This is a genomic window from Staphylococcus sp. FSL W8-0056, assembly GCF_037963075.1.
In the GTDB taxonomy this organism is placed as follows: Bacteria; Bacillota; Bacilli; order Staphylococcales; family Staphylococcaceae; genus Staphylococcus; species Staphylococcus aureus.
The window spans coordinates 675,170-688,986 of record NZ_CP150142.1 but is presented as its reverse complement, the minus strand read 5'-3'; the positions used below and the strand labels follow the sequence as shown (position 1 = coordinate 688,986).

15 protein-coding genes are annotated in these 13,817 nt (G+C 30.8%); 4 read left to right on the top strand and 11 right to left on the bottom strand.

Annotated features, from left to right (window positions below; all coding sequences use genetic code 11):
* The 4 genes from NSS86_RS03580 to NSS86_RS03565 are packed head-to-tail and all read right to left on the bottom strand — an operon-like array spanning position 1 to position 2,677.
* Positions 1-855 (bottom strand): RluA family pseudouridine synthase, encoded by an 855-nt coding sequence (locus NSS86_RS03580; protein WP_000669923.1) that lies wholly within the window; start codon positions 853-855, stop codon positions 1-3.
* On the bottom strand, positions 852-1,661 hold the full coding sequence (locus NSS86_RS03575; RefSeq protein WP_001270834.1) for an NAD kinase: 810 nt from the start codon (positions 1,659-1,661) through the stop codon (positions 852-854). Before NSS86_RS03575 ends, NSS86_RS03580 begins: the two co-directional genes overlap by 4 nt.
* Before the next feature lie 16 nt (positions 1,662-1,677).
* Positions 1,678-2,313 carry a GTP pyrophosphokinase family protein gene (locus tag NSS86_RS03570; protein WP_001077683.1) on the bottom strand — a complete coding sequence of 212 codons (636 nt, stop codon included), beginning with the start codon at positions 2,311-2,313 and terminating at the stop codon, positions 1,678-1,680.
* A gap of 16 nt (positions 2,314-2,329) precedes the next feature.
* Positions 2,330-2,677 (bottom strand): hypothetical protein, encoded by a 348-nt coding sequence (locus NSS86_RS03565; RefSeq protein WP_001242103.1) that lies wholly within the window; start codon positions 2,675-2,677, stop codon positions 2,330-2,332.
* Positions 2,678-2,862: 185 nt separating this feature from the next.
* Between NSS86_RS03565 and NSS86_RS03560 the strand changes: the two genes are divergently transcribed.
* From NSS86_RS03560 to yjbH, 3 genes are all read left to right on the top strand, one after another.
* Positions 2,863-3,456 carry a CYTH domain-containing protein gene (locus NSS86_RS03560; protein ID WP_000224619.1) on the top strand — a complete coding sequence of 198 codons (594 nt, stop codon included), beginning with the start codon at positions 2,863-2,865 and terminating at the stop codon, positions 3,454-3,456.
* A 103-nt stretch (positions 3,457-3,559) separates the two neighbouring features.
* The gene (locus NSS86_RS03555) at positions 3,560-3,925 is read left to right on the top strand and encodes a truncated hemoglobin YjbI (RefSeq protein WP_000214070.1); all 366 of its coding nucleotides are present in this window, start codon (positions 3,560-3,562) and stop codon (positions 3,923-3,925) included.
* A 22-nt stretch (positions 3,926-3,947) separates the two neighbouring features.
* On the top strand, positions 3,948-4,754 hold the full coding sequence (gene yjbH / locus NSS86_RS03550) for a protease adaptor protein YjbH (RefSeq protein ID WP_000896697.1): 807 nt from the start codon (positions 3,948-3,950) through the stop codon (positions 4,752-4,754).
* A 459-nt stretch (positions 4,755-5,213) separates the two neighbouring features.
* Here the strand turns inward: yjbH and pepF are convergent, their stop codons facing one another.
* The 4 genes from pepF to spxA all read right to left on the bottom strand — a co-directional run bounded on the left by pepF (position 5,214) and on the right by spxA (position 9,662).
* Complete coding sequence (gene pepF / locus NSS86_RS03545) at positions 5,214-7,022, bottom strand: oligoendopeptidase F (RefSeq protein WP_000082725.1); 1,809 nt, start codon at positions 7,020-7,022, stop codon at positions 5,214-5,216.
* A 47-nt stretch (positions 7,023-7,069) separates the two neighbouring features.
* Positions 7,070-8,056 carry a competence protein CoiA family protein gene (locus tag NSS86_RS03540; protein ID WP_000959282.1) on the bottom strand — a complete coding sequence of 329 codons (987 nt, stop codon included), beginning with the start codon at positions 8,054-8,056 and terminating at the stop codon, positions 7,070-7,072.
* Positions 8,057-8,176: 120 nt separating this feature from the next.
* Positions 8,177-8,896, bottom strand: a complete 720-nt coding sequence (gene mecA, locus NSS86_RS03535; protein ID WP_001217728.1) for an adaptor protein MecA — start codon at positions 8,894-8,896, stop codon at positions 8,177-8,179.
* 370 nt (positions 8,897-9,266) lie between these two features.
* On the bottom strand, positions 9,267-9,662 hold the full coding sequence (gene spxA, locus NSS86_RS03530; protein WP_000258003.1) for a transcriptional regulator SpxA: 396 nt from the start codon (positions 9,660-9,662) through the stop codon (positions 9,267-9,269).
* 293 nt (positions 9,663-9,955) lie between these two features.
* On the opposite strand from spxA, the gene trpS reads away from it, so the two are divergent.
* Positions 9,956-10,945 (top strand): tryptophan--tRNA ligase, encoded by a 990-nt coding sequence (trpS, locus tag NSS86_RS03525; RefSeq protein ID WP_000448934.1) that lies wholly within the window; start codon positions 9,956-9,958, stop codon positions 10,943-10,945.
* 41 nt (positions 10,946-10,986) lie between these two features.
* On the opposite strand, the gene opp4C is transcribed toward trpS, so the two are convergent.
* Genes opp4C through NSS86_RS03510 form a run of 3 tightly spaced genes read right to left on the bottom strand, consistent with a single transcriptional unit; the run spans position 10,987 to position 13,815 of the window.
* Entirely contained in the window at positions 10,987-11,868 is an 882-nt protein-coding gene (gene opp4C / locus NSS86_RS03520; protein WP_001180280.1) for an oligopeptide ABC transporter permease, read from the bottom strand.
* 11 nt (positions 11,869-11,879) lie between these two features.
* Positions 11,880-12,842 (bottom strand): oligopeptide ABC transporter permease, encoded by a 963-nt coding sequence (opp4B, locus tag NSS86_RS03515; protein ID WP_000915997.1) that lies wholly within the window; start codon positions 12,840-12,842, stop codon positions 11,880-11,882.
* Complete coding sequence (locus NSS86_RS03510; protein WP_000427767.1) at positions 12,835-13,815, bottom strand: dipeptide ABC transporter ATP-binding protein; 981 nt, start codon at positions 13,813-13,815, stop codon at positions 12,835-12,837. Before NSS86_RS03510 ends, opp4B begins: the two co-directional genes overlap by 8 nt.
* Positions 13,816-13,817 lie beyond the last annotated feature (2 nt).

The window sequence follows — 13,817 nt, the reverse complement described above, 5'->3', positions numbered from 1 at the left end:
TTAGAGTTGATTGAATAATTTAAGTAATTGCTTATAATCAATTGTAATATAAATATTGTTCTTATTGATTGGATGAACAAAATATATTTGCGTACATTGCAGTACTTGACCATGAATTTTGTCATGAAAACCATCATACAAAGAATCTCCCACAATTGGATGCCCAATATGTTGAAAATGTACACGAATTTGATGTGTACGTCCCGTATGCAAATGAACTTTGCATAAACTGTATTTATCATTCTGATTTATTACTTCATAAGATGTTTTAGCGTATTTACCATCCGAGGCAACTTCTCTAGTTATAATACTATCCTTTGACCGTCTAATATTAGCTTCAATAATACCAGATGTATGGGTTTTGCCATATACAAGGCAAGTATATATTTTTTTCAAGTTTACTTTAGAAAATAAATGATGGATATGTCCATATTTAGCGAATATCACAATACCAGTTGTATTACGATCTAGACGCGTAACAATATGTGGGTTAATATTTTCACCATGTTCCTGACAATGATATAGTACTTGTTCGATTAAACTTTCATGAGGATGTTCTCTCGAAGGCGTACAATTTTGATTGTTTGGTTTAGTAACTATGATGATAAAAGCATCTTCATACAATACTTCTAGCTTACGAGCATAAGGTATTAAATTAACACTCGGTATTTCTCGCGGTAAATGAATTTCTAATATATCATTTGGCATTAATTGCTTACGTACTGTGACTGGTTCATCATTAACAATTAAAGCGCCATTATTTTTAATGGCGCTCACTGTCTTCTTAGAAAAATCATGTCGTGCTAAAAAAGCTTTAACAGTTTCTTGTTGTGATATATGATACTTAAATTTCATCGTTCTTCATCACTTGATATGAAAGAATCGTGTACACGTTTCCAGAACGGGAATGGTCTAAAACGTGCAAACCTCACTTTTTCATTTGCTACACGGTATTGTATTGAATTAACATTTTTATGTTTGATACTAACATGATCTATCGTCATTCTAATGGTATCATGATTAACTGGTGATATTAAACATGTATGATGCTTTGGTAATACAAGTGGTGATCCTACCGTTCTAAACACACGATTATTTATTGAGGCAATTTCTGTAATTTGCATTGCTTCAAGTGAAGGATGTATCAGTGCGCCACCTAGCGCTTTGTTATAAGCCGTTGAACCCGAAGGTGTTGATACACATAATCCATCGCCTCTAAATCGCTCAAAGTGTTTCCCTCTTAAGTTAACATCCACAACAAGTGTTGAGCCATTTTCAGTTTTCATCGTTGCTTCATTTAATGCTAAATACCTTGTTTCATAGCCGTTGTCGTTGTATCTCATAATAATTTCAAGCAATGGATATTCAATGACCTGAAACTCTGAATTATTAATTTCGATGATTAATTTTTCAACTTCATGAGGTAACCAATCCGCATAAAATCCTAAATGACCTGTATGAACTCCAACAAATGCCACTTTTGATAACATGTGGCTATACTGATGGAATGCTTGTAGTAATGTACCATCACCACCAACTGAAATAACAATTTCAGGATTTTCACTATCCTCAATCATGCGAAAATCTTTCATATAGTTCATCATTTTATGCTTTAAGGCATTAGACTTGGAGTCACCTTTAGTTAAAATTGTATAACGCATGATTTATAACACCTCGTTAATCATTTTCATGTTTTTTAGAACGTTTTTGCGTGTAATATTTTTGAGCTTCCTGAATTTCATCTTTAATTTCAGACATCTCTTCATCAAGTAAATACGCTGCTTCTGCCGCTCTTTCCAAACGATGTTGAATTTCATCCGGATAAGCACCATCATATTTATATCGTAAAGTATGTTCAATCGTTGCCCAGAAATTCATTGCTAATGTACGAATCTGAATCTCAGCCAATATAAATTTTTGGCCTTGTAATGTTTCAATTGGATATTCAATAATGACATGATACGAGCGGTAACCACTTTCTTTAGTGTTACGAATATAATCTCGTTCTTCAATTACTTTAAAATCTTTTCTTTGTCTTAAAATATTGACGACAACATCAATATCTTCTACAAATTGGCACATCATTCTTAAACCAGCGATATCGTACATTTCTTCTCTTAACCTATCAAATGGTATTTGTCGTTTGTTTGCCTTATCTATAATACTAGCGATCGGTTTAACACGACCAGTAACAAATTCTATTGGCGACGCTTGTTCACCAACTTCATATTGTTTGCGCATGCCTTTAAGTTTCACTTTCAACTCATCAACCGCTTGCTTATAAGGTGTTAAGAACTGATCCCATTGATTCATAGTGCTTCACCCCGCTTTATTCAATGTCGAATGTTTCTTCAACGGTTGCAACAAATTCCTTACCATAATTATTATTCCCTTTTATGTTGTCTAAAATATAAGTAAGTTCTTGGTGGAATTCAGTCAATTCTAGTTCATCATTGATAATAATTTTTTTAGTCGTGTTTTCATGCAACATCGTCCATGTTTCTTGTACGAAAATGAGATAAGCATACGCTTTACCATCATCTAATGTATACGCAAAGGCATAATTATCACTATCAACGAGCATTTGTCCTACTTCAGATAATCCTTTAATAGAATCTTCTGTATAACAATAAAGTATGTCATCTTTAATTTTAATTTCATTAATATATAAACGCATGCTTAATCCTCCTCTTATTCCATAACATTTTAACACAATTCAATAATACAAAACACTTACGAACACTATTTTTAATGGTCAAATTAACATTGATAATAGATAAAGGAAATTGCTTTTAAAATTCAACTTTGTCATTCATAATATAGTTAAGATAAATTGAATTTGATACGAGGTGTATACATATCATGGCAACAAATCATGAAATAGAATTTAAACAAATGATAACTGCATCAATCTATAATAAATTGCAAGAGAAATATTTTAAAGACAGTGTGCTTTTTAAGCAAGTCAATTACTATATTGATACACCCGATTTCAAATTAAAGGAACATCGCTCTGCACTACGCATAAGAGTTAAAGACAATCAATATGAAATGACTTTAAAGACACCAGCAAAGGTTGGTCTATTAGAATACAACTATATCGTCGACATTAAACCAGAGATGAACTTGATTATTTCAAACGACAATCTTCCAGATGACATTCGTCAAATTATAGTTGAACAGTTTGGTGTAAAAGATACAACTTTATCAATACTTGGTGCATTAACGACATATCGCCAAGAAACTAAATATAAAGGTGATTTACTCGTTTTAGATAAAAGTGAGTATTTCGATACTGCGGATTATGAGTTAGAGTTCGAAGTTAAAGACTATAATCAAGGTTTACAAAAGTTCCAATCTTTATTAAACGAACTAAACCTCGAACATCATCAACCTTTAAATAAAGTTCAACGTTTTTTCAAGAAAAAAGAAACACTTTCAAACAATATAAATTAAATTGGCAAATATGCATATTTCTTTCAAATGTTTAAAATCATGTTATATTAGTTATATATTAACTTAAGTTCGTAATAGTAAATTTTTGAAAATGGGTGATTAAATGACAACAACACCATATGACATCATTGGTAAAGAAGCGTTATACGATATGATTGATTATTTTTACACCCTTGTAGAAAAAGATGAACGACTTAATCACCTGTTTCCAGGAGATTTTGCAGAAACAAGTCGTAAACAAAAACAATTTTTAACACAGTTTTTGGGCGGTCCAAACATTTATACCGAAGAACACGGACATCCTATGCTAAGAAAAAGACATATGGATTTTACAATCACTGAATTTGAAAGAGATGCATGGTTAGAAAATATGCAGACAGCAATTAATCGCGCTGCGTTTCCACAAGGTGTTGGAGATTATTTATTTGAGCGCTTAAGATTAACTGCTAATCATATGGTGAATTCCTAAAATTAATTGTAGGTGAATAAACATGGCTGGAGAATTACGAATAATGGAAAATAAGAGTCGTGAAGATATTAATCTATCACCTGTAAGTAAAATCGAAATTTATTCATTTTTCGATCCATTTAGCTCCGATTGCTTCAAATTATCAGCAATCTTATCCAAATTAAGAATTGAATATAATCAATATATACGTATCAGACATATATTAAATCCTTCGTTAAAAGTATTAACGAAATGCCAAGCTCAAAGTACATCCAACTTTGATAACATCGCCCTAGCTTATAAAGCAGCTGAGTTACAAGGTCGTGTACGTGCCGAACGATTTATACATTTAATGCAAAATGAAATCATACCTAAAAGAGATATTATTACAGAATCAATGATTTGTGACTGTATTCAAAATGCAGGTATTGATTTAGAAGTATTTAAAGACGACTTACAAAAAAGTAAACTAACCGAAAGCTTGAAAATTGATTTGCATATTGCAAGAGAAATGGAAATCGAACAAGCCCCTTCTCTCGTTTTCTTTAGTGAAGATGTTCATGAAGAAGGTTTAAAAGTCGAAGGATTATACCCATATCACATCTATACTTATATAATTAATGAATTGATGGGTAAACCTATCGAAAAGAATCTTCCTCCTAAATTAGAAACTTATATACAGCAACAACAACTTGTAACGATGGAAGAATTACTTACTATTTATGAATGGCCAGAAAAACTTTTAAACAAAGAGTTAAAGAAGTTAGCCATTCAACAAAAAATTGAAAAACTTAAATATCCAGACGGCGATTTCTGGAAATCTAAAATGCCTAAAATCAAATCAAAATAAATAAATTAAAGACCTCGTACACCATAAATGTAACGAGGTCTTTTTACTGACTCTTAATTTTGCAACATTAAATTATTAGAACGTAATGTTACACATCGATCTAAATATATTAGTGATATTTTTCGAATTTAACCAGTTCGAAAATTATACAAATTATAAATTTGGTACATAATAGACTTATATTAATCGTTAATGTATAAAAAGTGCATATTTAATACATTTTTATACAACTTCACTTCTCTCTTATTAAAAAAGAACATAAAAAAACGTCGTGTCTGAATACACGACGCTAAACAAAGGGGATGGGAGAAATTTTTCACTTCAAACAAAGGGGTATGTTTGTTATGTGATTAATTTCATGTTCATAATATAACATGCTATCTCTACCATTTCAACCTTTTAATAGTACTTAATTTAAATTGTCACAATCTGTTCATAATGTAAGCGAATACAATAGTACTAAGCTTTCATTAATTTTTCAAAAGCGTTCAATTTTTGTTCAAAAACTTCACAAGCTTGTTCAATTGGTTCAGGTGTTGTCATATCTACACCAGCATTTTTTAATATCTCAATTGGATAATTTGAGCTACCTTTTTTCAAGAATTCATTAATATATCTATCTACTGCTGGCTTACCTTCTGTTAAAATTTGATGACTTAAGCTTTGAGCTGCACTGTAACCAGTTGCGTATTGATATACATAATAATTCATATAGAAGTGTGGAATACGTGACCATTCCTTACTAATATCTTCATCAGTTTCTACAGAATCACCGAAGTATAATTTATTTAATTTGGCATATTCTTCATTCATTCTAGTTGGCGTTAATGGTTCACCTGCTTCTTCAATTGCATGAATTTTATGCTCAAATTCTGCGAACATTGTTTGTCGGAATAATGTAGCTCTGAAACGTTCTAATTCTTGGTTTAATAATAATAAGCGTTTTTCATCATCAAGATGTTTATCCATATAATCACTTAAAAGTGCTTCGTTACAAGTTGATGCAACTTCAGCGACAAAAATAGTGTAGTCACTAGAATTTGACGGTTGGAATTTTCTACTGAAGTAACTATGTGCTGAATGCCCAAATTCATGAACTAATGTGTATAAGTCTGAAATAGTATTAGACCAGTTAAGTAGAATAAATGGATTAGTTAAATGTGCACCTGATGAATAGCCACCTGAACGTTTACCTTTATTCTCATAGACATCGACCCAACGATTGTTTAAGCCTTCTTTAACTACATTTAAATATTCTTCACCCATTGGTTCTAAAGCTTTTAACATCCACTCTTTAGCTTCTTCATAAGGCATTTCAAACTTAATATCTTTAATTAATGGTGTATATAAATCATACATTTTCAAGTCATCTAAACCTAGCAATTCTTTGCGCAATTCAGTATATCTATGTAGCAATGGTAAATATTTATGTACAGTTTTTACTAGATTGTCATATACATTTTCTGGAATATGATTATTACTTAATGCTTTTTCTCTTGCAGTTTTGTAATTGTGTGTACGAGCATTAAATACATTTTTCTTCACTTCACCTGCTAGCGTAGCGCCAAGCGTATTATTATGAGCACCATATGCTTTATATACATTTCTAAAAGCACTTTCTCTTAGTTTGCGATCATCTGATTCTAAATACTTAATAAATGTACCTTGTGTTAACGGGTGTGCATTTCCATCTTTATCAATCGCATCTTCAAATACTAAATCAGCGTTGCTAAACATACCGTATACATTTGATGGCGTTGATAACGCGTCCTGCGCTTCTGTTAATAACTTTTCAGTTTCAGCATCTAAAATATGAGGACGTTTTTCATTAATCAACTTCAAATCAAATGCGAATTTTTGTAATTTATCATATGAATTTACAAATGATTGAATTTTATCTTCATCAATTTGTAAAATCTCTGGCACTAAGAAACTCCATGCCGAGCTAAATTTAATAATTAATTGATGTGCTCTTGACTCCATACCAGTATACTTGTCGTTCGTTGTGTCTTGGTCTTGTTTTAGGTGCGCGTATACATATACTTTTTCTAATTTAGTACCTAATGTATCTTCTAATTCTAACGCATTGTATAATGTCTCAGCACTATCACCAATGTGTCCTTTAAATTGTTCTTCTTTGCCTAACTCATTTTCAACTTCTTTAAATGCAGCCTCAAAAGCTTCATCATCTTTGAAAATTGTTGTTAAGTCCCATGTATATTCAGGATATTTACGTTCCTGTTCTTCTCTCGATAATTGTTGACTCATATGTAGTAAACCTCCTAATAAAATATAATTGATATAATTTTCTCATTTTAGAACAAAATTTGCACGTCATTACCTCTATCTGAACAAATATTTAAATAATTGTTAATAAGTTTTTCTATAATTGCTGTTTTACTTTCTAGAGCAACAATAAATTTTTTCAGTTTAAAATAATTAAGATTGTCATTTACTAATTTGCTTTTTCCATTCTTTAACCATAAATCAACTTGTAATTGCCACTCAATTGGATGATTTTCAATATAAATTTGCTCTGGAAAAATATAACCATAATTGTACACTACTTCTTGATCAGTTAACTGTAATTGATACATTGCACTTAAAGTGGGTTCTAAAACAGAATTTTGCCAGCGACAATATTTGATATATTGATTAATTGCGAACTTTGATAATTTATAAACAGCATGATAATCACAAGGCGCCTCATTAAACAACTCAATAATTTTGGCATTCCTTTTTTCAGCGACATATTTGTGCCCGCCTAAATATTGTATTTGTTGAAACATCATTATTTGTTTTTTCTCTAAATTGAACGTATGAAGTTTTCGAGTGATTGGATTAATAAACAAACTATGAAAATGATTGAACTTCACTTTATTATGACAATAATCAACATCATTTAATAACCAACTTACTTTATATCCCATTTTCTTTAAACCTTCCGTTCGTTGAAGAATCTGTTTATAAGGAATTGGCGAATACTGTAGCTCAATAACATATTTATTATTAATCAAAATATCCGGAATTTGTTTTATTTCTTTTAAAAATGGCTCTATCTCTACTTTACATCCTTGTTGCTGTATCATCTGTGCTAAAATCAATTTACTTTTATAATGTTTAATCGTTTCATTATTAAAACATTTTTGTTCCGCTAAATGTTTATGTGCAAAATGACTAATTACTTTGAGCCCACGCTTTAAAATAACTTGCTTGCCACACACAGGACAAAAATATTGTGTCTTTCTCAATGCAGTAGTTGCTAACACACGTTCCTTTTCTTCATTTAAAGCTACTAACATATCTTCACCTCAAAATATTACACGTAAGTTTAACTACTATTACTTTTTCAGCTTTTGAAATCAATAAAAAAAGAGACTCCAAAGAGTCTCCTTTCATAGTGCGTTGCTTAATTAATATCGTTATTCAGTTGTCTCTGGAAAATAACGTCGAACTTGAGCTGTTACGTTATGACTCATAATTATTTTAGCATAGTCATTTAAATAAACTTCTGTTCTGTCTGTTGGATATGCAAATTCAAGCAATTGACTGTAACTATCATTAATGACTTCTTGATCAACATGACTATCAAAATGTACAGCATAATAATAAGTACCATCAACCATATATAACAAATCTTCAAACTCTGTAGTTATTGGATTGCTATGATATGCATAATTAATAACATCTTCTAAATCGTTAAATTTCACAATGATTGTTCTTGTATTTTTACGTGCTGAAGACTTTTGACGTTTAGAACCTTGAGCTTCTTTTTCTTTTGTTCGTTGCTCGAATAATTCTTCTAATTGATCTTCACCTTCTAATGTTTGAGCTAACAATTCTTGAACTTGTTCATCAAATTGATCAGTTGCATCATCATCAGACATATTCATCATATCTTCATTTTTAGATTTAGAAATTGTGACTTCGACACCTTTTTCAAAGGCATGTACTTGAATCCATAATGGACCTTCTACAACAAAATCTTCTTCTTCGTTAATTTCATCCATCATTGACCAAAAGAATTCTTCGCCACGTTTGCGATTTGTCCATAAATCTTCACGACTAAATCCACGGGCCTCGATATCGCTATATGTTATAAACAATTTTACAGTTGTATCATCTACTCGTTCTATTCTCATATCATCTCACTCCTTACAGTCGATGAATAGTATCCACATTGTATTAAAGCATCAAACAAAATACAATTTATTTGTTTGATTTCTTTCTCTAAAATATTTTGGTAACTTATAATAACATATTCGTTGTAGCAAAACTATTTAAATGATTTATACAGTTAAAGCATTAAAGCACTTTCTTAATTTAATTTTACCTTATCATAGCAAATGTTTCATCCAAAACACTCTAATATAGAGCTATATTAACAATTGCACATTTGATTTAAAAGATACTAAGCAATTATTGTAAAATTAAAACCAAAAAAGCAACACTATAGAAATAGTGTTGCTTGACATATCTTTTAGTAAAGTATGACACATAGTTAAATGGTTATTAGTCAACCATACGTTGTGCTTCTTGTAATTGGAACGTACGAACTTTTCTAGGTAAGAAACGTCGAATCTCGTCCTCATTATAACCAACTTGTAGTCGTTTATTATCTAAAATAATTGGACGACGTAATAAGCCAGGATTATCTTGAATGATTGAATATAAGTCTTGTAATGGTAGTGAATCAATATCAACATTTAATTTTTGGTATGTTTTAGAACGTGTAGAAATGATTTCATCAGTACCGTCTTCAGTCATTTTTAATATTTGCTTAATTTCATCAATTGTTAAATGTTCAGAAAAAATATTACGCTCCGTATACGGAATGTCATGTTCTTGTAACCATGCTTTCGCTTTACGGCAAGATGTGCAACTTGGTGAAGTAAATAATGTTACCATACATCTCACTCTCCTATTTGAATGAATAAAATTCATTGCTTAAAATTTAGTTATAGATCAAGAAAAAACATTTTTTTCTAAAATTCTTAATCGTTACTATTTATTATAACTATCTAACATTAAAATTAAATGAGAAAAACCTAATTTTTCAGATAAGTTTCTACACTTATAAAAAAGATTATTAATCCTTTGTTAGTAGTAAGTTATACGTATATTCTAACACATCTTACATTTTTAAGAAATACTGTTATAATGATAATTATTAAAATATTACTAAGAAAGTAGGCATTTAAATGGAGACATTATTTTCAGGCATCCAACCTAGTGGAATTCCTACTATTGGAAATTATATTGGCGCACTAAAACAATTTGTTGATGTGCAAAATGACTATGATTGTTATTTCTGTATCGTAGATCAACATGCAATTACAATGCCACAAGATCGTTTAAAATTACGTAAACAGACCAGACAATTAGCAGCGATTTATTTAGCTTCTGGTATAGATCCAGACAAAGCAACATTGTTCATACAATCTGAAGTCCCTGCACACGTACAAGCAGGATGGATGTTAACTACGATTGCTTCTGTTGGAGAATTAGAGCGTATGACGCAATACAAAGATAAAGCTCAGAAAGCAGTTGAAGGTATACCAGCTGGTCTATTAACATATCCACCTTTAATGGCAGCTGATATTGTTCTTTACAATACTAATATCGTTCCAGTTGGAGATGACCAAAAGCAGCATATCGAATTGACTCGTAACCTTGTAGATAGATTTAATAGTCGCTATAATGATGTGCTTGTGAAACCTGAAATTCGTATGCCTAAAGTTGGTGGACGTGTCATGAGTTTACAAGACCCAACAAGAAAAATGAGTAAGAGTGATGATAATGCTAAAAACTTCATTTCATTATTGGACGAGCCGAATGTTGCAGCTAAAAAAATTAAAAGCGCAGTAACTGATTCAGATGGTATTATTAAATTTGATCGTGACAACAAGCCAGGTATAACAAATTTAATTTCAATATACGCTGGATTAACCGACATGCCAATTAAAGATATTGAGGCAAAATATGAAGGGGAAGGTTATGGTAAATTTAAAGGTGACCTTGCTGAAATAGTTAAAGCATTTTTAGTAGAATTCCAAGAAAAATACGAAAGTTTCTATAACTCAGATAAACTTGATGATATTTTAGATCAAGGTAGAGATAAAGCACACAAAGTTTCATTTAAAACTGTCAAAAAAATGGAAAAAGCGATGGGATTAGGACGTAAGAGATAAAATAAAGAGGTACTAGAATTAACTAGTGCCTCTTTTATTATTTAACGTCTACCTCTAGGATTAAAAGCATCTTTAAGCCCTTCCCCTACAAAGTTTATACTTAATATAGTTAATGTAATCATTATAGCAGGTGGCATCCATATCCACGGTTTACCACTTATAACATCCCCTTCTTGAGCATCACTCAACATATTACCCCAAGATGGTATTGCTTTACTAATTCCGAATCCTAAAAAGCTCAATCCTGATTCCACTACAATCATACCGGCAAATAACAATGTTGCTTGTACGATAACTACACTTAATATATTCGGCAAAAGATGTTTCAAAATAATTTTATATGTGGGTGTACCAATTGATTTTGCTGCCAAAAAGTATTCATTTTCTTTTTCTTGAAGTACTTTACCACGAACAAGTCTTGCAATACCTCCCCAACTTAATACGATAATAACTAGAACAAGAATTATGGCAGATCCATAAGGATTTTTAATTTTATCTCCAAGTGCAGCATTTAATACAATTGCAAATATTAAAAATGGAAATAACATAACAAATTCGGTTATTCTCATTAATAATGTATCAACAATACCTCCAAAATAACCAGAAATCACTCCAACTGTAATTCCAATCAAAAGCATTCCTATTGTAGATGTAATTCCAATGGATAATGAAATACGACCTGCATATAACAAACGACTAAAGTTATCCCTACCACCAGAGTCTGTACCAAGAATGTTTTGTGCTGTCATTTCACCTTTTATATTTAATAAATCTTGTTGGTTCACTGGAAAAGGAGCTATTAATGGCGCTATAATTGATACAATAGTTATGATTAATAAAAAAATAATCGATAACATTGCAATTTTATTATGAATAAATCTAGACAATGCAATTTTAAAAGGCGATTTTGACTTATTTTGCATTCCAATCCCCCCTAGTTACTTCTAATTCTTGGATCTATAAATCCATAAGTAATATCAGAAATCAAATTACCCAATAAACCTAAAAATGAGAAAAATAACGTTAATGCCATCATTAATGGATAGTCTTGACCTATTACCGATTCTAAAAATAATTTACCGATACCGTTATATGAAAAGATAGTCTCAGTAATCACAGCTCCACCTAAAATACTTACAATATCAGCACCTAAAAATGTAATAATAGGTATTAAAGAATTTCTCAATATATGTTTATTATAAATTTTATTCATAGATAATCCTTTTGACCTTGCCGTCAATACATAATCTTTTTTAGAATTTTCAATAATATCATTACGTAAATATTGAATATAACCAGCAGTAGATAATAATCCTAAAGTTAATGCAGGCAAAAATGTATGATAAATTTTACTCATATAATATTCAAAAGTACCTTCTTTAAGGTTAATATCAACAGAACCTTGAAACGGAAACCATTGTAATTCAAAAGAAAAAATAAAAATTGCAAATACTCCCGCAATAAAAGATGGAATAGCTAACATCAAATAATTAAATATTTGCACAGTATAATCAGTCAAACTGTAAGAATATCTACCTGACGTTATTCCTAAAGCAAATGAGATAATATAAGTAATAATTAATGACATAGCACCGAGTAATATTGTATTTGGAATTCTTTCCTCAATAACATCAATTACCGGCCTCTTATATTTGATTGACTCCCCTAAATCACCATGTATAACATGATTGACCCATCTAATATATTGATGTGGTATTGAGTCGTTGAGGCCTAACTTTTCCCTTTGTGCATTTATTGCTTCTTGTTTTATTTTACCGTTTTGTAAATCTGAAAATGGATCTCCTGGTTGTATGATTGCTAATGAAAATACAACTATTGAGATTAAAATTAGTAACGGGATCATTAACCCTAACCTTTTAAGTATTAATTTAAGCATTTAAATCACCTACTTTATCTACGTAGAAACAAGCAACTTGATGTTCGTTACCAATGTCCTTTAATTGTGGTATATTTTCTTTACATTTATCTTTTGCAATCGGACATCTTGTATGAAAAGGACAACCTTGCGGCGGATTACTTGGCGAAGGTAATTCTCCTTTTAATATAATTCTATTGTTATTATGTTTATCAATTTGTGGTATTGATGAAATTAATGCTTTTGTATATGGATGTTTGGGATTTTCATAAATTTCTTTATCAGATGCAATTTCAACTATATGACCTAAATACATAACTCCAATTACATCACTAATATGTTTCACTACACTTAAATCATGCGCGATAAATAAATAGCTTAACTTAAATTGCTCTTGTAAATCTTTTAATAAATTCAGTACTTGAGATTGAACAGATACATCTAATGCACTTACAGGCTCATCAGCAACAATTAAACTCGGACGCAAAGCCAATGCTCTTGCAATTCCCACTCTTTGTCTCTGTCCACCTGAAAATTCATGTGCATATTTATAATATGCATCTTCACTTAGGCCAACACATTTTAATAAATATAGTACTTCTTTTTTTATTTCTTCTTTTGGCAATTTTTTATAATTTAAAATAGGTTCTGAAATGATATCTCCAACCATTTGCATCGGATTCAATGATGCATACGGATCTTGAAATATCATCTGATATTGTTGTCGTGATTTTCTGAGTTTTTTACCTTGTAATCTTGTTATATCTTCACCATTAACAATTATTGAACCTGAAGTTGCATCTTCAAGCCTGATAATCACTTTACCTAACGTTGACTTACCACAACCCGATTCTCCTACTAATCCAAAAGTTTGTCCTTTTTTTATTGAAAACGATACGTCATCAACAGCTTTAACGTACTGAGTTTTTTGTAATAATCCAGTTTTAATTTTGTAGTATTTTTTTATTTGGTTGACTTCTAAAATATTTTCCATTC